This window comes from Gordonia iterans (genome assembly GCF_002993285.1).
Taxonomy (GTDB): Bacteria; Actinomycetota; Actinomycetes; order Mycobacteriales; family Mycobacteriaceae; genus Gordonia; species Gordonia iterans.
Map to the genome: position 1 here is coordinate 308,791 of NZ_CP027433.1, position 19,138 is coordinate 327,928.

Consider the following 19,138-nt stretch of genomic DNA (forward strand, 5'->3'; position numbering starts at 1 on the left):
CCGGTCAATCTAGTCGACGTCGGCTCGGGCCGGATGTGCGCTGCGCCCACCACTGCAGGAGGGCCGCTTCGGCCTCCTCGCGGCTCAGCGGCCCCGAATCCAGACGCAGTTCCTTGAGGTACTTCCACGCCTGCCCGACCTCCGGACCCGGCGACAGCCCGAGCAGCTCCATGATCGCGTTGCCGTCCAGGTCGGGGCGGATCCGGTCGAGGTCCTCTGCCTCCTGCAGCGCGGCGATGCGCTTCTCCAGGTCGTCGTAGGTCTCCTGCAGCTTCCGGGCACGACGACGGTTCCGCGTCGTGCAGTCGGCGCGCACCAACTTGTGCAGCCGGTCGAGCAGCGGCCCGGCGTCGGTGACGTACCTCCGCACCGCCGAGTCGCTCCACCGGCCCTCGCCGTATCCGTGGAACCGCAGGTGCAGAAAGACCAGCTGCGCGACGTCCTCCACGCGCGCCTTGGAGAACTTGAGCGCGCGCAGTCGCTTGCGGGTCATCTTGGCGCCGACCACCTCGTGGTGGTGAAAGCTGACGCCGCCGCCCTCCTCGAACCTACGGGTGGCGGGCTTCCCGATGTCGTGCAGAAGTGCCGCCCAGCGCAGCACCGGGTCGGGGCCGTCGGTCTCCAGGTCGATCGCCTGGCGCAGCACAGTCAGGGAATGCTGGTACACGTCCTTGTGCTGATGGTGCTCGTCGATCGTGAGCTTCATCCCCGGGATCTCGGGGATGATCCGATCGGCCAGACCCGTCTCCACCAGCAGGTCGACCGCCTCGATCGGGTGCTCGCCGCAGATCAGTTTGTCCAGCTCCACCTGGATGCGTTCGGCGGTGATCCGCTCGATCTCACCGGCCATCGCGGTGATCGCGGCGACGGTGCGCGGCGACAGCTCGAATCCGAGCTGGGAGACGAACCGGATGCCGCGCAGCATGCGCAACGGATCGTCCCCGAAGGAGTCCTCCGGCGCCGCCGGAGTGTCGATGACCCCGGCCAGCAGGTCGTCCATGCCGTCGAGGGGATCGCAGAACTCCTGCGAGCCGTCGGCGGCCAGCTTCACCGCCATGGCGTTGATGCGGAAGTCCCGGCGGATCAGGTCGTCTTCGAGGGTGTCGCCGAAGGTGACCTGCGGATTCCGCGAGACGCGGTCGTAGACATCGGCGCGGAAGGTGGTGACTTCCACCGTGTGGCCGCTCTTCGCCGCGCTGACGGTGCCGAACTCGATGCCGGTGTCCCACACCGTGCCGGCCCACTCCCGCAGGATTTCGGCGATCACCTCCGGCCGCGCGTCGGTGGTGAAGTCGAGGTCGTTGCCGAGGCGGCCGAGCACAGCGTCGCGCACGCTGCCGCCGACCAGGTACAACTCGTGGCCCCGCTCGGCGAAACGCTGTGCGACCGGCGTCAGGACGTCACCCAGATCGCGGAGGCCGACGGCCGCGGCGGCGAGGAGCCGCACCCGCCGTTCGGCCCGGGCCTGCGCGGTCGAAGCGACATCGGTGTTGTCGGCGCCGGCGCGGTACGCCCCGAGACGATCGGTCATGAGAAACCAGCCTACCGAGGCCGCGGGGTGCGCCGACCGACTGCCTGAGCTAACAGCGGGTAACAAGCGGATAGAGTCGTGGTGTGTCTGCTGAGTCGCCAGTGAGCCGACCGGACGTCGCCAACGACGGTCCGGCCTCCGGCGACCCGCAAAGCCCGCGCCCCCGGCGCCGCCGCGGCCGACGACGTGGCCGTCGCCGCGGCAAGAACGGCGGTCAACAGCAGAATCCCCAGGCGGCGGCCGCCGGGAAGGACGGTGCGCCCGGCGCCGATCGACCCCGCGAAGGCCAGCCGGCGGCCGGCCCGAAACCGTCAGACCTGGTGAAACCGCGCCGCAAGCAACAGGCGGGGACCCCGGCGGCGATGCCGCAGACCCGGCGCCGTTCGTCCGGCTCCGCCGCGGCGCCGAGTCCGGGTTCCGGCCCGCGCCTGCGCACGGTGCGCGAGACCTCGGCGGGCGGCCTGGTGCTCACCAATCTCGACGAGCCGTACGACCAGCTCAAGGCGGTGCTGATCGGACGGATCGACCGCCGGGGCCGCATGATGTGGTCGCTGCCGAAGGGGCACATCGAGACCGGCGAGACCGCCGAGCAGACGGCGATCCGGGAGATCTCGGAGGAGACCGGCATCACGGGCAGCGTCGTCGCGCCGCTGGGCAAGATCGACTACTGGTTCGTCAGCGAGGGCCGGCGCATCCACAAGACCGTGCACCATTTCCTGCTCCGCTGCACCGGAGGCGAACTCTCCGATGCCGATTACGAAGTCAGCGCGGTGGCGTGGGTGCCGTTACCGGAGTTGCCGCGCCGGCTCACGTACTCTGACGAGCGACGGCTCGCCCGCACCGCGGAGGCGGTGATCGCCGAGCTCCGCAGCGACCCCGCTCGGCTGGCGCAGTCCGAAGCCGAGGCCAACCGGACCGAGCCGAACGACTATGAGAAAGCCGCAGCCGCCCGCAACCAGCGTCGAAACGAGCCGACGCCCGCGAAGCCTCGACGGCGGCGCCGACGACCGCGGCGCGGCGGCACGGCGACCCGTACCGACGGTGCGAACTGATCCGGTGCGGCGGATCGCCGCCGTCCTCGGCGCCGTGGTCGCCATCGTGCTTCTGGTCCTGGGGCTCGGGGCGGCTCCGCAGACGTCCGGGCCGGCGCACGCAGAGGACACCGAGTACGCCGGACTGACGATCACCGAGTTGACGCCGTCGACGGTGACCAGTGCCGACGGCGACGTGGTCCGGGTGAGCGGGCGCATCGAGAACACCTCGGACCGGCCGATGAGCGATCTCCGGATCCGCCTGCAGATCGGCGATCGGATACGCACCGCGGTCGGCCTGCGCACCTCGCTGATGGCGCCCGACTCGGCCTTCCCGATCCGGACGTCGCCCCAGCGGGTCAGTGACCGGCTGCCGCCCGGCGCGACCGCCGAGTTCTCGGTCGACACGCCGGTCAGTGGGCCCGACGGCCTGCGCATCGGCCAGACCGGCGTCTATCCGCTGAAGGTCGCCGCCCTCGGTGCGCCCGAAGCGGTCGGGACCATCCAGGTGGCGGAGTCCCGCACCCTGCTCCCCGTGCTCTCCCTTCCGGCCGACGCCCAGCGCGCCACCGGCTTCGTCGACCCGGCTTGGGGGACCGGCGACGCGCGCATCGGCCGCGACGGCTCGCTCGCCCCCGACGACTCCTCGCCGGCTGCGCTGACGATGATCTGGCCGCTGTCGGCGTCCCCGCAGCTGGCTCCCGGCATCCTCGGGGGCGAGACCGAGCCGGTGCGCCTGATCAGCGACCAGCTCGCCGAATCGCTCAAGCCCGAAGGCCGCCTCGGCCGGCAGCTGACCGTCTTGCAGCGACTGACCGGCGAGGACGCCGACCAGCGCGTACGACAGAGCCTGTGCGTCGCCGTCGATCCGGACCTGCTGGTGACCGTCAACGCCATGACGCAGGGTTACGTGGTCAGCGAGGATGCCGCCGATCCTCGCGCGCCGACCGCGCCGGGCACCGGGCAGCAGGCGGCCCGCACCTGGATGGCCGACCTCCGGGCCCTCGCGGGCAGGCTGTGCGTCATCGCGCTGCCTTTCGCACAAGCCGGACTGGACTCGCTGGGCGTCCTGGACGACGCGCCGACCACGACGGCGGCCCTCGACGGCGCCGCCGACCTGGTCGACCGCCTCCTCGGCGTCGAATCCCTGCGCGGCCCGACACTGCCCGCGATCGGCACCCTCACCGCGCGCGGCCGCTCGGTGCTCGCCGCCGCCGACCGCACCACCGCGGCGATCGCGTCGTCGTCCGTGGAGCCCACGGTGACCACCGCCAGCGGCCGGTACCGCTCCGGTCCCGTCGCGATCCAGACCTACGACGCCCCCGTCACCGCCGCGCTCGGCGCCGCCGGGGCCCGGCCGGTGGTGCCCTCGATCATCCCCGGTTGGCAGCAGCCCGAACTGAACCGCGAGTCGCCGGTGAGCCGGCGACAAGCCGCGATCGCTGCATTGGCGTATCCGATGCTGACCGTGCCGTCGGTTTCCGCCGGCGAGATCGGCAGCCCGGTGACCGGCCGCAGCGCGTTCATCATGCCGCCGACGTACTGGTCGCCGACCGTCGAGGATGCACAGTCGTTGATCGACACCGCCGCGCTGCTGCTGGCATCCGGGACCGCCCGCGAGTTGCCGCTGGGCGAACTGTCCTCGGCGCTGCCGCACACCGAACAGACCGCTCCGCTGGCGACGCCCGGAGACGTACAGGGCCCGATGGCACAGGGACTTCCGCTCACGTCGTCGGACGCCGCACGCATCCGCGCGAACCTGGCGCTCACCGCGCAATGGCAGACCTCACTGGTCGGGGCGCGCGACATGGTGACCACACCGCAGGCCTACCTGGCTCCGCTCAACGAGGACGCGCTCCGCGCGATGAGCACCCCCGAAGGACAGGACTTCGAACGCACGCGGCGGCTGCGCGAGGAACGGATCGGCGCGGTCGAATCGACGCTCGGGCGAATGAAGAAGGCCGTCTCACTGCTCGATCCCGGTGGCCGCTACACCCTCGCCTCCGAGCGGAGTCCGCTGCTGCTGATCGTCCGCAACGACCTGGCCCTTCCGGTACGGGTGCGACTGGAGATCGATGCGCCCGACGCGCTCAACGTCGGCGACGTCGGCGTCCAGGAGATCCCGCCGATGGGTACCCGGCAGATCCAGATCCCGACCCACGCGTCGTCGTCGGAACGTGCGACGGTCCAGATCGGCATGTTCACCTCGACCGGTGTGCCGCTGAGCGAGCCGGTGTCCCTGGAGATCTACTCGAACGCGTACGGCAAGCCCCTGTTCTGGATCACCATCGCCGCGGCGGTCGCGCTGGTGCTGCTGACCGGGCGGCGCCTGTGGCACCGCTTCCGGGGCGAGCCGGATCCGGCGGACGAGGATCGTCCGGAACCCGGCGCGGAGGAGATCCGTCTGGCAGCGTCGACCCCGTACTCACGCCGTGTCGATCTGGCCCGGGAACAGACCGGCGATCGGGAGGACTCATGAGCGACCGACGCGAACGGCCGGATCCCGCACAGCCGCACCCGCCGAGACATCAGCCGCCCGCACCGGGCCGCCACGAGAGTCAGGCGAACGAGAGTCAGACGAACGAGAGTCAGACGAACGAGGACCCGGAGCACCCGGGCCGACAGCGCCTGACCGCCGGCGACCTGGCCAAACGTGCCGGACCGCAGCGGATCCCGCCGCGGCTCAGAGGGACCGCACACCGGCCTGGGGGATCGCTGTCGGAGGCGGCGACGCCCGCGATGCTCGAGACCACGCAGATCGCCGCCGAGAACGAGCTCGTCCGAGCCGAGACGAGGACCCGGGCCCAGCGGGCCGGCGACGGCCCCGACGATTCGGACTCCTCGGTGATGCGGACCAGCGGGTCCATCGCGATCGCCACCCTGATCAGCCGGATCACCGGCTTCATCCGGACCGTCCTGGTGCTGGGCATGCTCGGCGCCGGACTGGCGTCGGCGTTCCAGGCGGCCTATGTGCTGCCGAACATGATCGCCGAAGTGGTCCTGGGCGCGGTGCTCACCGCGATCGTGATTCCGGTGCTGGTGCGGGCCGAGGCCGAGGACCCCGACGGCGGCCAGGACTTCATCAACCGCATATTCACGATCACCGTCCTCATCCTCGGCGCGGCCACCGTCCTCGCGGTGATCGCCGCACCGTTGCTGACAGCGATGAACGTCGGCGACGGCAAGGTGGATAAACCGCTGGTCACCGCGCTGGCCTACCTGCTGCTCCCGGAGATCCTGTTCTACGGGTTGTCGGCGCTGTTCATGGCGATCCTGAACGTCAAGAACGTCTTCAAACCGGGTGCCTGGGCGCCGGTGCTGAACAACATCATCCAGATCGCCACCCTGGTCCTGTTCGCGGCGATGCCCGGCGAGATCACCCTCAATCCGGTGCGGATGAGCGATCCGAAGCTCCTCGTCTTGGGCGTCGGCACCACGCTCGGCGTGATCGTGCAGGCCGCGATCCTGCTGCCGTACCTGCGCAAAGCCGGTGTCCGGCTCCGCCTCAAGTGGGGCATCGACGCCCGGTTGCGCCGCTTCGGCAACATGGCGGTGGCGATCATCATGTACGTCCTGATCCTGCAGGTCGGCCTGGTCATCACCTACCGCATCGCCGCTGCCGCGACCGAAGGGGGCATCGCCGCGTACGCGACAGCCTGGCAGCTGCTCCAGCTCCCGTACGGGGTCCTCGGCGTCACCATCCTCACCGCGATCATGCCCCGGCTGTCTCGCAGTGCGGCTTCGCAAAACCGTGACGCGGTGATCGACGACATGTCACTGGCCACGCGGCTGACGATGCTCGCGCTGGTGCCGACCGTCGCCTTCATGACCTTCTTCGGGCCGGCCATCGGCGTCGCGGTCTTCCACTTCGGGGACTACAGCACCGGCGACGCGTCCCAGCTCGGCTCGGTGCTCGCGTGGGGCGCATTCACGCTGATCCCGTACGCGATGACCCTCGTCCAGCTCCGCGTGTTCTACGCCCGCGAGGACGCCTGGACACCGACGCTCATGGTGCTCGGCATCACCATCGTGAAGGTGGGTACCTCGTACCTCGGCCCGGTCCTGTTCGACGACCCCGACCTGGTGGTTCGCTGGCTCTTCCTGACCAACGGCCTGGGCTACCTGGTCGGCGCGCTGGTCGGTCAGTATCTGCTGTACCGGGCGCTGGACCGAGGGCGGATGCGCGACGTGCTCAACCCCTCCGCCCTCACCCTCGCGGTCTCGATCGCCGTGGCCGGCGCCGTCTGGGCCGTCGCCCGCTTCACGCATGTCGACCGGATGGCCACCCACGGCGGCAAGATCGTCTCGCTGCTGTACCTCGCGATCACCGCTGTGGTCGTGTTGTCGGTGATCTATCTGTTGCTCATCGCGTTCCGGATCCCGGACATGGTGACCATCAGCAACTCGGTGCTGCGCCTGGTGGGCCGCTTCGTGCCGCGCCTGGCCCCGAAGGAGGCCGCGCGGCCGGTACCGGACTCGACCACCATGACCGTGCAGTTCCCGCGTATCGGGCACGACGAGGCGGTCCCGTACTCGGGTCAAGTCGAGGTGCGACGACGCTTCGACCGCGGCTCGGCCACCTGGCAGTCGTACGCTGTCACCAGTGGCGGCGCAGCCGGCGAGACCATGGTCCTCCCGCGGATCGGAGCCGATCCGGACTACCTCCCGTCTCAGCTGCCCACGCGCGTGCACCGGACACCGCACCGGTCACGCCCCGGAGCCGCCTCCGACAGCAGGCCGCCCGCCGAAGCAGCCCCGTCCGCCCGACCAGCCCAGCCAGCAACCGTACCGACAGGATCAGATCCGATGAGCCAGACGCCCCCGGCGAACGCGGAGCCGCCGCACCGGCCGCGCGGACCCCGCCTGGCACCGGGCGCCGTCGTCGCCGGCGGTCGCTACCGCTTGCTCGAAGCGTGCGGCGGCACCCGCGGCCTGCAGTTCTGGAAGGCGCAAGACTCGCAGCTGAACCGCGAGGTCGGACTCACCTTCGTCGACCCGGAACAGACGGCACCGCCGTACCGGCCCGAAGACCACGACGCCGATCCGGACGGGCCGCAGGCCATCCTCAACCGGACGCGCCGCTTGGGGCAGTTGCACACCGCGGGTGTCGCACGAGTGCTCGACGTGGTGCGCGCGGCCTCGGGCGGAATCGTGGTGACCGAGTGGGTACCGGGCTCCTCGCTCGCCGAGGTGGCCGAGGCGTCCCCGTCGGCAGCCGGTGCGGCACGTGCGGTCCGTGCCCTCGCCGCAGGTGCCGAGGCCGCGCATCGCGCGGGTGCGGCGCTGTCCATCGATCACCCGGACCGGATCCGTGTCAGCCGCGACGGCGACGCGGTGCTGGCCTTCCCGGCCGTGTTCTCCGGCGACGACCGTGCCTCAGACGTCCGCGGCCTCGGCGCCGTCCTGTACGCGCTGCTGCTCGGTACGTGGGCGCTCGACGGAGCCACCGGCCGCGAGGTGACCACCGCGCAGGACCGGCAGGGCCCCGTCGGCGGGCTCCCGCCGGCCGCCCCCGACGTCGAACGCAAGGGCCAGCCCGTTCCACCGATCAAGGTGAAGCAGGAGATCCCGTTCGAGATCTCCGCCGTCGCCACCCGGGCCCTCGAGGGCGGCGCCGGAATCCGCACCGCGGGCACCGTTCAGCACATCCTCGACCAGGCCACTGTGGTCGATCTGGCCACCGATGTGATTCCTCGTGTCGCCGACGACCCGCCGATCTCCGTGGCCCCGATCAGCCGCACCCGCAAACAGCGCCTTCTCGGCGAAGGCGAGGCCGGAAAACGCAACGGCGCCTTGCTGATCGGCACCGGAGTGTTCCTCGTTTTCCTGCTGATGGCGTTGATCCTCTGGCTGGTGAATCCCTTCGCCGACGACCAAGCCAACGACCTGGAGTCCTTCGTCGGAGATCCGGGAACCTCCGAGTCGGCCCCGGCCACGGCACCCCAGAACGAGGCCGAACGCGTTGTGCCGCGCAGTGTTTCGCTCTTCGATCCGATCGCGGACAAAGACACCACGGCCGCTGAGAACCTGCCGAACCTGATCAGTGGGCGCGAACCCGCTTGGCGCACTTCGGACTACCGGGGGACTGGTCGATTCGGCGGTCTCCGGGAAGGCCTCGGCCTGGTGTTCCGGCTCCCGGCCGGAGCCACGGTGTCCACCGTGCAGATCAGAACCCAGACACCCGGGATCGACGTAGAGCTGCGCACCGCGCAGCGGGCGGTCACCAACATCGATGCGACGTCGGTCGTCGGCAGTGGGACGGTGAGCCGCCGCACCACGACGCTGACCCTGGAGAGTCCGGCGGACTCGCCGTACCTCGTCGTCTGGATCACCGAGCTCCCGGAGAACGACCAGGGGTACTACCAGGCCGTGATCGACCAGGTGTCGTTCCGTGGACGCTAGCGCCTGTCCGTGCGTGGGCGGGCGCGCGGGTGATCTTCGGTCTTACTAGTCCTCGCCACGCGACATCTCGCGAGAATGCCCGCCTGTCTGGCAACAGGACGCGTGTCGTGCGGAGGGGCGCTGCGACTCGAAATCACCCGCGCACCCGCACTCCTGGCCAGAGGGCGCTCGCCAAACCTGTTCCAGAGCGTGGCGGTATGGCGCTAGGCGGCGGACTGCTCCCGGGCCTGCTCGGCGTGCCGCTCGGCCCGGACCGCCGCGGGCGCCCACCCGGGCGGCCCGAAGATGTAGCCGAGCTTGTCGCGGAAACGCGGAGCGGACGCGACGTCGCGCCCGAGGCTCACGTACTCGTGCGTCTGCAGCTTCCAGATGTTGTACGTGCCGACGGGCTTGGTGAGTCCGTAGTGGGGACGGAAGAGCTCCTTCTGGAAGCTCCCGAACATCCGATCCCAGACGATGAAGGTGCCGGCGTAGTTCTTGTCCAGGTACTCCGGATCACTGCCGTGGTGCACGCGGTGGTGGGAAGGCGTGTTCATGACGAATTCGAACGGTCGCCACATCGTTCCGATGCGCTCGGTGTGGATCCAGAACTGGTAGATCAGGTTGAGCGAGTAGCAGGCGAAGACGACGGCCGGCGGCACCCCCAGACAGACGAGGGGGGTCCACATGATCATGCTCATCGAGTTGTTCCACTTCTGCCGCAGGGCGGTCGCGAAGTTGAAGTACTCACTCGAATGGTGCGCCTGGTGGGTCGCCCAGACCAGCCGGACGCGGTGGGCGATCCGGTGCTCCCAGTAGAAGAGGAAGTCGAGCCCGACGAAGCCGATCACCCAGGTGTACCAGGCGGAGATCGGGAGTTGCCACGGGGCGAGGTAGGTGAAGATCGCGACGTAGGCGAACAGCGCGACGAACTTGCTCAGCGCCGAGGTGCCGATGGAGACGACGCCCATCCAGAGGGAGGCCTTGGTATCGCGCTTGTGGTACGCGCCTTGCGGGGCGCGGCCGTCGTCGTCGACGTCCTCGAGGCGGGCCGCGGCGAAGAACTCCAGGCCGAGCATGAGGGCGAAGAAGGGGACGGCGAGCACGGTGGGTTCGCGCATGGCGGCGGGCAGGAAGTCGAGGACGTCGAGCATGGGCACCTCGGGGACGATCGTCGCGGTCAGTTCTGACACTATAGCGTGTCACATTGACGCCGGTCTAGAGCGGCGCCGGAAGTTCGCCCACATAGACTGAACCGGTGACACAGGAGACCGAACGCGTTTACGGAGGTGTGAGTGCCCAGGAGCGGCGAGAGCACCGCCGCGCCGCACTGATCGAAGCCGGCCTCGAACTCTTCGGCACCGAGGGCTACCCGAACGTGCCGGTGAAGCGGATCTGCGATCAGGCCGGTCTCACTCAGCGGTACTTCTACGAATCGTTCTCCGACCGCGAGGCGCTGCTGCACGCGGTCTACCGGTACTGCTTCGAGGACCTGCAGACCGCGACGACCGCCGCCGCGGTCGAGTACCTGGACCAGTTCCCGGACGCCGCCGACGGGGGAGCGATTGACCCGGAGCGGGTCCCCGGTCTGGCCCGCACCGCCTTCGGGGCCTTCCTGCGGACCCTCACCGTCGATCCGCGGCGGGCGAGGGTGATCCTCATCGAGGTGGTCGGCGTGAGCCCGGCCCTCGAACGGCTCCGGATCGGCGCCATTCACCAGTGGGCGGACCTGATCCTCGGATTCGCCGGGACCCGAGACGGTGACACCGCACGCCAGAAGCTCGCCGCCATCGGTCTGGTCGGGGCCATCACCCAACTGCTGGTCGACTGGCAGATGGCCGCCGCCACTCCGATCAGCCCGGACGCGGGTCCCGACATGTTCACCGTCGACGCCATCCACGACGTCATCACCGAGATGCTCGTCGGAACCTACGAGCATCTCTTCCAGAACTGACCGGCCGCTCTTCCAGAACTGACCGGCCGCAGCACTACCGCCCCGGCTGGGCGAGTCGACCCTGGATCGCTTCCACCGCGCCGGGGAGGTCGTCGACGACGAACTCCCACTGGGAGCCGTCGCCGAGGGTCAAGCACAGCCGATCGATCTTGCGCGCGAACCAGCCGCCTGAGCCCGGAACCGTTCCGGCCGCGACGAGGTGCTTCACCGCCACGGAGAAGCGAAGTCCGTCGACGCGCGCGGCAAGGCCCTTCGGCTCGAAGACCACGTGTGTCCGCGTGAGCTGAAGCTCGCCCGCCGCGAGGCCGCGTCCGACCGGCCGGCGGGCTCGCCAGGTCTGCTGCGGTGCGTCGTCGTCGTTCATCGTCGTCCTCTCTCGCCGCCGCCCGTGAGGATCGGCCGTTCCCGAAGGAACCTACCGGGGCCCGGTGCATCCGACTAGGGTGGGGGAAACGGCCGGAGGATGCGGAAGTTGCGGTAGGCGAAATGAACTCTCCGAACTCGCTGGGCGGCACACTGCCCGAGCCCCCGTTCGCTCCCGAACTGCTGGCCGCATACGACGCGCAGGCGCTGCCGGCCGCCGTCGCCGACCACATCACCCGGTGCCTTCCGCACGATCCGCGCGCACAGCGGATCCTCGACGCACTGGCTGCCACCCGCGCACAGCTGCGGGCGGCCGGCACGACCGTCGCCGACCTGCCGCCGGCCGTCGACGAGCGCCTGCAGGCCCTGCTTGGCGACCTCGGGAACATCAGCCCCTAGGCTGGTGTTGAACGCAGACGAGCCAGGCCGCACGCTGCCTGAGCCTGCTGGCCCGCACGACGACACCGCTCCACGGAGGATTGATGACCGAGACCGACACGACGATCCACGACCTGATCATCGTGGGCTCCGGCCCGGCGGGCTACACCGCGGCGATCTACGCCGCCCGCGCCGAACTCAAGCCCCTGGTCTTCGAGGGAATGGCTTTCGGCGGTGCCCTGATGACCACCACCGAGGTGGAGAACTTCCCGGGTTTCCGGGCCGGCATCCAGGGACCGGATCTCATGGACGAGATGCGCGAACAGGCGCTGCGCTTCGGTGCGGACCTGCGCACCGAGGAGGTCGACGCCCTCCGCCTCACCGGTGAGATCAAAGAGGTCGAGGTGGCCGGCGAGGTGTTCCGCGCCCGGGCGGTGATCCTCGCGATGGGTGCGGCGGCCCGCTACCTGGACGTCCCCGGCGAGCAGGACTACCTCGGCCGCGGCGTCTCCGCCTGCGCCACCTGCGACGGCTTCTTCTTCAAGGACCAGGACATCGTGGTGGTCGGCGGCGGCGACTCGGCGATGGAGGAGGCCACCTTCCTCACCAAGTTCGCGCGCAAGGTGACGCTGATCCATCGTCGCGACGAGTTCCGGGCCTCCAAGATCATGCTCGAGCGCGCGCGCGACAACGAGAAGATCGAGTTCCTCACCAACGCCACGGTCGCCGGGGTCAAGGGCGGGGACGGTGTCACCGAGCTCATCATCGAAGACACCCGAACCGGCGAGCAGCGCCCGCTCGAGGCCACCGGCATGTTCGTGGCGATCGGTCACGACCCGCGCAGTGAACTGGTGCGCGATCAGGTCGCCGTCGACGACGAGGGCTACGTGCTGGTCCACGGCCGGTCCACCCAGACCGATCTGCCCGGCGTCTTCGCGTGCGGCGACCTCGTCGACCACACGTACCGGCAGGCCATCACCGCCGCCGGCAGCGGTTGCAGCGCAGCGATCGACGCCGAGCGCTGGCTCGCCGCACAAGAATCCTGACGACACCTTCGACCACAAGGAGCAACCCATGGGTGCACACACCGTCGACATCACCGACACGACCTTCCAGTCCGAGGTTCTCGAATCCGAGAAGCCGGTCCTGGTGGACTTCTGGGCGCCGTGGTGCGGCCCCTGCAAGATGGTTGCGCCCGTCCTCGACGAGATCGCCCGGGACAACGCCGACGCGCTGACCGTCGCCAAGGTCGACATCGACCAGAATCCCGGTGTCGCCGGCCAGTACCAGATCATGTCGATCCCCACGATGATGGTGTTCTCCGGCGGCGAGGTGGTCGCCACCATCCGCGGTGCCAAGTCGAAGAGCTTCATCCTGCGCGAGCTGGCCCCGGTTCTCGGCGCCGACGCTTGACCGTCGCACCTGATCACGCGCACGGAAGGGCCGTTCGACGGACCTTCGGTCTCACCCGATCGGTACGCTGACCGGAAGTGACAGAAGGCCCGGATCATTTGTCGCACCCGGCGCGGAACTGAGACAATGGGGCCGCAGTGCGGGGCTGTCCGTCGGGGAGTCGTGCGGGGCGGAAGCGATCAGGAAAGCGGGTACTACATGGCAACGTTGCGTCCGGGAGATCGTGGGTCCGGCGTCGCCGAAGTCCGGACCATTCTCAGCGGACTCGGGTTGCTTCCCGAGTCGACCGCGGGAGGCGAGGACGCCTATGACGAAGCCTGTACCACGGCTGTTCGGGCATTCCAGCAGCAGCGCGGACTGATCGTCGACGGTGTCTGCGGTCGTTCGACGTACGCCGCGCTCCGCGAAGCGTCGTACCGACTCGGCAGCCGGGTGCTCACCTACCGTCTGTCCGCGCCCATGACCGGTGACGACGTGGCCACCCTGCAGGGGAGACTGCAGAATCTCGGCTACTACCACGGTCTGGTCGACGGCACTTTCGGCGAGGACACTCATCGCGCGGTGTGCCTGTATCAGGCCGAGTACGGTCTGGCCTCCGACGGCATCTGCGGACCGGCGACGCTGCTCTCGCTCAACCGCCTCGGGTCGCGCGTCACGGGCGGCTCGCCGCACGCCATCCGCGAAGAGGAGCACGTGCGTCGTTCCGGGCCCCAGTTGGCCGGCAAGCGCATCGTCATCGATCCGTTCGGTGAGGACGCCCCGGAGACCGAGAAGACCATCCTGTGGGATCTCGCGGCCCGGCTCGAGGGCCGGATGGCGGCCGCCGGGATGAACACCACCCTGTCGCACGACCTGACGGCGACTCCTTCCGACGACGAGAAGGCCACCGTCGCCAACACCATCGACGCCGATCTGGTGATCGCGCTCCGTCTCGGGCACTACCGGAATCAGCGGGCGAACGGCACCGCGACCTTCTATTTCGGCAACCATCACGGGTCGTATTCGACCATCGGCCGGCACCTCGCCGGATACATCCAGCGCGAGGTGGTGGCCCGCACACCGCTGCTCGACGGCCGGGCGCACGAGCGCACGTGGCCACTCCTCCGGTTGACCAGGATGCCGGCGGTGATCCTCGAGGTCGGCTACCTGACCAATCCCAACGACGCGCGGTTGCTGAGCACCGCCGAGTATCGCGACACCATCGCCGAGGCGATTCTGGTGGCCGTCAAGCGGCTCTATCTTCAAGGACAGAACGACCGCCCGACGGGCACCTACACGTTCGCCGATCTCCTTGCGGCCGAAGAACTCCCGTACTGAGCCTGGCCGTCAGTGCTGTCTCCGGCTGATCTCGACTCCGCTCGATCATCGTAGGGTACTCCTCGACGACCGAGCGACGGCCTCCTCGAGGATCGAGCCGACCCTCGATGATCGAGCCGACCTCTCGATGATCGAGCGGAGTCGAGATCGAACGGCGGGGCGCGGTTTCATGTGAAACCAAGCCTCGTCCGCATCAGCAACTACTCTGCAGCGCCATGCTCTCCGCGACGACCAGCTTTTCGAGCGCCCGCTCCACCTGAATCTTCCAGCCCAGTCCCTCGCGGAGGTCCAGGCGCAGCCGGGGGAGGTACTGATCGGGAGCGACTACCTCGAAGCTGGACTGCTCCAGGAAGCCGGTCGGCATGATGCAGTCCGAGCACACGTTGCCGGCCACACCTCCGCCGAGCAGCAGGGAGACCAGGTCCCCGGCCAGCTCCGAATCCGAGCCCGTGTACCCGAAGGCTTCGATCGCGCGGACGCCGCGCCCCACCACATCGGCCACCACCGCGTCGAGCAGCAGTGCAGCGGCTTCGTCGAATCCAGGCTCGGTCGTGATCGTCGTCAGCAGGACCGCGTCGGCGCTCACCGGTGCGGTGGGAAACCGCTTCGCCCGCGGCACCCTGCCAGGGGGAGCATAAAAGGCGGAGCCCACCACGCGGCCGGTGGTCGCCTCCACGGCGATCTGGCAACAGCTGCCCCACTCCAACAGCAGACCGGAGATCCACGCCTCTTTGTCGAACTCGCTTTCGAATCCGCCGAGGGAGCCGTTCAGGGCGGCATCGAGCGTGTCCGTGGCCGTTTCGGGGTCCATCTCCCAGAAGACGCACCGGCGCGTGTGCCGGGGGAGGCTCTCGAATCCGTCGAGCTCCAATGCCCGCACGGTCACACCCATCGTCGTCTCACATCCCTTCCCTGGATCCTCGGCCGCCCATCGAGAACCCACCGTCACAGTGACGTTTCATGGTCCACCCCGTGTCAGGGGTCTCCACACCGTGAAAACGGCTACTTCTCGGCGATCACCCCGACGATGCGCTCGAGGTCGTCCACGGAGCCGAACTCGATCACCACCTTGCCCTTGCGCTTCGACAAACTCACCGACACCTTGGTATCGAGTCGGTCGGACAGCCGATCCGCGACGTCCTGTAGGCCCGGCATCACCATCGGCGGCCGACGCTTGCTTGGCGCCGGAGAATCCGGAACGCCCTCGTGGTTCGCGAGAGTCACCGCCTCCTCCGTCGCGCGTACCGACATGCCCTCGGCGACAATGCGTGCGGCAAGTGCCTCCTGCGCCTCACTTCCCGCCTCGAGCGCCAGCAGGGCACGCGCATGACCTGCCGACAGCACACCGGCTGCGACCCGGCGCTGAACCGGAATCGGGAGCTTCAGCAGTCGAATCATATTGGTGATCACCGGGCGGGAGCGGCCGAGTCGGTTCGCCAGCTCCTCGTGCGTCACGTCGAACTCCTCGAGGAGCTGCTGATACGCAGCCGCCTCTTCGAGCGGGTTCAGCTGAGCGCGATGGATGTTCTCCAGCAGCGCGTCCCGGAGCATGTCGGCATCGTTGGTCTGCCGGACGATCGCCGGAATCGCCTCGAGGCCCACCCGGGTGCTGGCACGCCAACGACGCTCGCCCATGATGAGCTGATAGCGGATCCCGTCAGCCTTGGGGGAGGAGAGCTCACGGACGACGATCGGCTGCATGAGGCCGAACTCCCGGATGGAGTGCTCCAGTTCAGCGAGTGCCTCCTCGTCGAAGACCGTGCGCGGCTGTTGCGGGTTCGGCTCGATCTCAGCGGGGGAGATCTCTCTGTACACGGCGCCGACCTCGTCGACGGAGGCGCCACCGGGAGTCGCGGCCGTGGTGTCCGTGGCTGGGGCTTCGGCGCGCGATCCGCTGCCGAGCAGGACGTCGGCAGCGGCAGAACCCATGCGGGTGGTATTGATACCCTGGCCGCCCTTGGCGGGAGCCTCCGCGGCCGGCTCCTCGGGCGGCCCGGTCGGGATCAGGGCCGCCAGACCTCGACCGAGGCCGCCTCGTCGGTTGTCACGCTGACTCACTTGCTGCTCTCCTTCACACCCGGCACGTTCACAGTCGGCCCGTTCACAGTCGGCCCGTTCACACCCTGCCCTGCGACTTGCTGCGCAAGTTCACGCGCGGCGTCCATGTAGCTCATGGCTCCACGTGAACCGGGGTCATAATCGATGATCGTCATCCCGTATCCCGGAGCCTCCGAGACCTTGACGCTACGAGGAATGATCGTCGACAGGACCTTGTCGCCGAAGTGCGAACGCACCTCGGCGGCGACCTGGTCCGCCAGCTTGGTTCGGCCGTCGTACATCGTGAGAAGAATCGTCGTGACGTCGAGATCGCGGTTGAGGTGAGCCTTCACCATGTCGATGTTGCGGAGCAGCTGGCCCACGCCTTCAAGGGCGTAGTACTCGCATTGAATCGGGATCAGGACTTCCTTCGCCGCCACCATCGCATTGACCGTAAGCAGCCCCAGGGAGGGCGGGCAGTCGATCAGGACGTAGTCGATACCCAGTTCCGCCAGTGTCGCCGGGTCGAGAGCACTCCGCAACCGGCTCTCACGCGCCACTACCGACACCAGTTCGATCTCCGCACCCGCGAGATCGAGCGTCGAGGGCACACAGTAGAGCCGCTCGTTGGCGGGGGATCGCTGGATAGCCTCGCGGAGCGGCACGTCGTCGAGGAGCATCTCGTAGACCGAGGCTATTCCGGGCTTGCGATGATCGATGCCCAACGCGGTGCTCGCATTGCCCTGTGGATCGAGGTCCACCACCAGCACGCCCAATCCGTGCAGCGCCAGTCCAGCGGCGAGGTTGACCGCACTGGTGGTCTTGCCGACGCCGCCCTTCTGATTTGCCACAGTCATGATGCGCGGAGCCGGCGGACGGGGGAGCGTTCCCGTCGCACCCGGAGTGAGGACCTGACTCGCTCGTTCCGCCGCCGCTGCGATGGGGGTGTCCGCGAACGAATGGTTCACGGTCGGCGGCGTTTCACGTGAAACTCCACCTCGCGGATCGGGCATGTCATGCTTCGCCACTCCGGCACTCCTTTGGTCGACGTCTACATTCTGCGCCTTGCGCCTGAACGACACCACAGTTCAGCTCTTCCTCTTCTGTCGCCGTCGGTTGCGGACCTCTGCGCGGCGATCCGCGTCCGTCTCGACTCGCGTTCCGATCACCAGGATCGAGGGTGGATCGACCAGCCCGGCGCCGATCTCTCGAACATTCAGATCGGTGAGACCCGTACGGGCGACGGACGCACGGTGTTCGACGATCTCGTCCGGCGCGGATCGCCCCTTCAGAGCGACCAGCCTGCCGCCGACGCGGATCAACGGAGCCGACCACCGGGCGAGCCGATCCAGGGGAGCGACGGCGCGAGAGGTGACGACATCGGCACCCCCCGCCTGCTCGATGATGGACTTCTCCTCGGCGCGACCGCGCACCACGGAGACATTAGTCAACGATAGTCCGTCCACGACCTCATCGAGGAACGTGGTCCGGCGCAGCAGAGGCTCGACGAGCACCACCTCGAGGTCCGGGCGCGCAATGGCCAGAGGAATCCCCGGGAATCCGGCACCGCTCCCGATGTCCACCACGCGCTGCCCTTGTTCGATCGCCTCACCCAGGACCGCACTGTTCAGCACGTGACGCGACCACAGCCGACTGGGCTCTCCTGGACCGATGAGTCCGCGCAGCACGCCCTGATCGCTCAGAATCTCGACATATCCCTCTGCCAGCGCCAGCCGCTCTCCGAAGACGCGTTCGGCAGCTGCGGGCCGCTCTTCGCTGTCGTGCGTAGTCGTCTCGTCCACCCTCGCTCCTCTGTTCTTGTCCACTCTGTCATGTCCCTCCGACGGCGCCGCCGGCAGTGTTCCACGTGAAACAGCTGCCGCTGTGTCCGGCTCCGTTTCACGTGGAACCCAACCGTCCGACGCCGCTCCCGCGCTACGAACTACAGCTTTGTGATTCACGGTCGCGAAAGCAGAAAGTCCCGGCCGAAGCCGGGACTCTCTCCATGACGACTGGCGATCAGCCCTTGAGGACCACCACACGACGCTTCGGCTCGGCGCCCTCGCTCTCGCTGTACACACCGTCGACCGCGGCGACAGCGTCGTGCACGATCTTGCGCTCGAAGGGAGTCATCGGATCCAGCGACTCGCGCTCACCGCTCTCGCGTACGCGCTCAGCGACCTCGGTGCCGAGGGCCGCCAGCCGCTCCCGACGATCCGCTCGCCACCGAGCGACGTCGAGCATCAGGCGGCTCCGCTCGCCGGTCACCTGTTGAACCGCCAGCCGAGTCAGCTCCTGGAGCGCATCGAGCACCTCGCCGCGCCGACCGACGAGCTGATCCAGATCGTCGCCGCCGTCGATGCTCACCACCGCGCGATCGCCGTCGACATCCAGATCGATGTCACCGTCGAAGTCCAGGACGTCGAGTAGCTGCTCCAAATAGTCGCCTGCGATCTCGCCTTCCTCGACGAGAGCGTCCTCGGTCTCGTCCTCGACCGCGACGAGCACCTCCTCGTCGGACCCTTCCTCGGTAGCGAGAACGTCGCTCTCCACCACTTCGGATTCTGCGATCTGATCAGTCATTTCCGATACCTCACTTACTTCATCAACGTTCGGGCCGGGTTCGGTCATCACCGACCGCCGCGGCGCTTCTTGCTCGAGCGAGCCTGGTTCTTGGCACCGGGCTTCTTGCCGCCCTGCTTCTTGCCGGACGCCGGCGCAGCGGCCTCATCC

General features: G+C 68.6%; 16 protein-coding genes. 8 read left to right on the forward strand and 8 right to left on the reverse strand.

Features of this window, described 5'->3' with window-relative positions:
* Window positions 1-4 precede the first annotated feature (4 nt).
* The gene (locus C6V83_RS01400) at window positions 5-1,531 is read right to left on the reverse strand and encodes a CCA tRNA nucleotidyltransferase (protein WP_105940886.1); all 1,527 of its coding nucleotides are present in this window, start codon (window positions 1,529-1,531) and stop codon (window positions 5-7) included.
* A gap of 83 nt (window positions 1,532-1,614) precedes the next feature.
* On the opposite strand from C6V83_RS01400, the gene C6V83_RS01405 reads away from it, so the two are divergent.
* Genes C6V83_RS01405 through murJ form a run of 3 tightly spaced genes read left to right on the forward strand, consistent with a single transcriptional unit; the run spans window position 1,615 to window position 8,964 of the window.
* Window positions 1,615-2,583 carry an NUDIX hydrolase gene (locus C6V83_RS01405; RefSeq protein WP_105940887.1) on the forward strand — a complete coding sequence of 323 codons (969 nt, stop codon included), beginning with the start codon at window positions 1,615-1,617 and terminating at the stop codon, window positions 2,581-2,583.
* Window positions 2,573-5,041 (forward strand): DUF6049 family protein, encoded by a 2,469-nt coding sequence (locus C6V83_RS18470; RefSeq protein ID WP_105940888.1) that lies wholly within the window; start codon window positions 2,573-2,575, stop codon window positions 5,039-5,041. Before C6V83_RS01405 ends, C6V83_RS18470 begins: the two co-directional genes overlap by 11 nt.
* A complete protein-coding gene (gene murJ, locus C6V83_RS01415; RefSeq protein ID WP_407646221.1) occupies window positions 5,038-8,964 on the forward strand; it encodes a murein biosynthesis integral membrane protein MurJ in 3,927 nt (1,308 codons plus the stop codon). Before C6V83_RS18470 ends, murJ begins: the two co-directional genes overlap by 4 nt.
* A gap of 203 nt (window positions 8,965-9,167) precedes the next feature.
* Here the strand turns inward: murJ and C6V83_RS01420 are convergent, their stop codons facing one another.
* Window positions 9,168-10,097: a sterol desaturase family protein gene (locus C6V83_RS01420; protein ID WP_105943633.1), complete on the reverse strand. Its 930-nt coding sequence runs from the start codon at window positions 10,095-10,097 to the stop codon at window positions 9,168-9,170.
* A 104-nt stretch (window positions 10,098-10,201) separates the two neighbouring features.
* On the opposite strand from C6V83_RS01420, the gene C6V83_RS01425 reads away from it, so the two are divergent.
* Window positions 10,202-10,897, forward strand: a complete 696-nt coding sequence (locus C6V83_RS01425; RefSeq protein WP_105940889.1) for a TetR/AcrR family transcriptional regulator — start codon at window positions 10,202-10,204, stop codon at window positions 10,895-10,897.
* A 34-nt stretch (window positions 10,898-10,931) separates the two neighbouring features.
* On the opposite strand, the gene C6V83_RS01430 is transcribed toward C6V83_RS01425, so the two are convergent.
* Window positions 10,932-11,261, reverse strand: coding sequence for a hypothetical protein (locus tag C6V83_RS01430; protein WP_105940890.1), 330 nt, complete (start codon window positions 11,259-11,261; stop codon window positions 10,932-10,934).
* Window positions 11,262-11,383: 122 nt separating this feature from the next.
* Here C6V83_RS01430 and C6V83_RS01435 point away from each other — a divergent pair, with 122 nt between their 5' ends.
* The 4 genes from C6V83_RS01435 (at window position 11,384) to C6V83_RS01450 (ending at window position 14,368) form a co-directional block, all read left to right on the forward strand.
* Window positions 11,384-11,659 carry an anti-sigma factor gene (locus C6V83_RS01435; RefSeq protein ID WP_105940891.1) on the forward strand — a complete coding sequence of 92 codons (276 nt, stop codon included), beginning with the start codon at window positions 11,384-11,386 and terminating at the stop codon, window positions 11,657-11,659.
* An 83-nt stretch (window positions 11,660-11,742) separates the two neighbouring features.
* Window positions 11,743-12,684, forward strand: a complete 942-nt coding sequence (trxB, locus tag C6V83_RS01440) for a thioredoxin-disulfide reductase (RefSeq protein ID WP_105940892.1) — start codon at window positions 11,743-11,745, stop codon at window positions 12,682-12,684.
* Window positions 12,685-12,712: 28 nt separating this feature from the next.
* Complete coding sequence (gene trxA, locus C6V83_RS01445) at window positions 12,713-13,051, forward strand: thioredoxin (RefSeq protein WP_105940893.1); 339 nt, start codon at window positions 12,713-12,715, stop codon at window positions 13,049-13,051.
* Window positions 13,052-13,249: 198 nt separating this feature from the next.
* Window positions 13,250-14,368 carry an N-acetylmuramoyl-L-alanine amidase gene (locus C6V83_RS01450; RefSeq protein ID WP_105940894.1) on the forward strand — a complete coding sequence of 373 codons (1,119 nt, stop codon included), beginning with the start codon at window positions 13,250-13,252 and terminating at the stop codon, window positions 14,366-14,368.
* A gap of 193 nt (window positions 14,369-14,561) precedes the next feature.
* On the opposite strand, the gene C6V83_RS01455 is transcribed toward C6V83_RS01450, so the two are convergent.
* From C6V83_RS01455 to C6V83_RS01475, 5 genes are all read right to left on the reverse strand, one after another.
* On the reverse strand, window positions 14,562-15,260 hold the full coding sequence (locus tag C6V83_RS01455) for a hypothetical protein (RefSeq protein ID WP_105940895.1): 699 nt from the start codon (window positions 15,258-15,260) through the stop codon (window positions 14,562-14,564).
* 110 nt (window positions 15,261-15,370) lie between these two features.
* A complete protein-coding gene (locus C6V83_RS01460) occupies window positions 15,371-16,426 on the reverse strand; it encodes a ParB/RepB/Spo0J family partition protein (RefSeq protein WP_105940896.1) in 1,056 nt (351 codons plus the stop codon).
* Window positions 16,423-17,418: a ParA family protein gene (locus C6V83_RS01465; protein ID WP_234354023.1), complete on the reverse strand. Its 996-nt coding sequence runs from the start codon at window positions 17,416-17,418 to the stop codon at window positions 16,423-16,425. Before C6V83_RS01465 ends, C6V83_RS01460 begins: the two co-directional genes overlap by 4 nt.
* 75 nt (window positions 17,419-17,493) lie before the next feature.
* Window positions 17,494-18,207 (reverse strand): 16S rRNA (guanine(527)-N(7))-methyltransferase RsmG, encoded by a 714-nt coding sequence (rsmG, locus tag C6V83_RS01470; RefSeq protein ID WP_105940897.1) that lies wholly within the window; start codon window positions 18,205-18,207, stop codon window positions 17,494-17,496.
* Window positions 18,208-18,424: 217 nt separating this feature from the next.
* Window positions 18,425-18,988: a Jag family protein gene (locus C6V83_RS01475; RefSeq protein ID WP_234354024.1), complete on the reverse strand. Its 564-nt coding sequence runs from the start codon at window positions 18,986-18,988 to the stop codon at window positions 18,425-18,427.
* Window positions 18,989-19,138 lie beyond the last annotated feature (150 nt).

Bases quoted from the DNA above. Each gene is read 5' to 3' on its own strand.
- C6V83_RS01400 (WP_105940886.1), bottom strand. From the start codon at position 1,531: ATGACCGATCGTCTCGGGGCGTACCGCGCCGGCGCCGACAACACCGAT.
- C6V83_RS01450 (WP_105940894.1), top strand. From the start codon at position 13,250: ATGGCAACGTTGCGTCCGGGAGATCGTGGGTCCGGCGTCGCCGAAGTC.
- murJ (WP_407646221.1), top strand. From the start codon at position 5,038: ATGAGCGACCGACGCGAACGGCCGGATCCCGCACAGCCGCACCCGCCG.
- trxA (WP_105940893.1), top strand. From the start codon at position 12,713: ATGGGTGCACACACCGTCGACATCACCGACACGACCTTCCAGTCCGAG.
- C6V83_RS01420 (WP_105943633.1), bottom strand. From the start codon at position 10,097: ATGCTCGACGTCCTCGACTTCCTGCCCGCCGCCATGCGCGAACCCACC.
- trxB (WP_105940892.1), top strand. From the start codon at position 11,743: ATGACCGAGACCGACACGACGATCCACGACCTGATCATCGTGGGCTCC.
- C6V83_RS01465 (WP_234354023.1), bottom strand. From the start codon at position 17,418: ATGCCCGATCCGCGAGGTGGAGTTTCACGTGAAACGCCGCCGACCGTG.
- C6V83_RS01430 (WP_105940890.1), bottom strand. From the start codon at position 11,261: ATGAACGACGACGACGCACCGCAGCAGACCTGGCGAGCCCGCCGGCCG.
- C6V83_RS01475 (WP_234354024.1), bottom strand. From the start codon at position 18,988: ATGACTGATCAGATCGCAGAATCCGAAGTGGTGGAGAGCGACGTTCTC.
- C6V83_RS01435 (WP_105940891.1), top strand. From the start codon at position 11,384: ATGAACTCTCCGAACTCGCTGGGCGGCACACTGCCCGAGCCCCCGTTC.
- C6V83_RS01455 (WP_105940895.1), bottom strand. From the start codon at position 15,260: ATGGGTGTGACCGTGCGGGCATTGGAGCTCGACGGATTCGAGAGCCTC.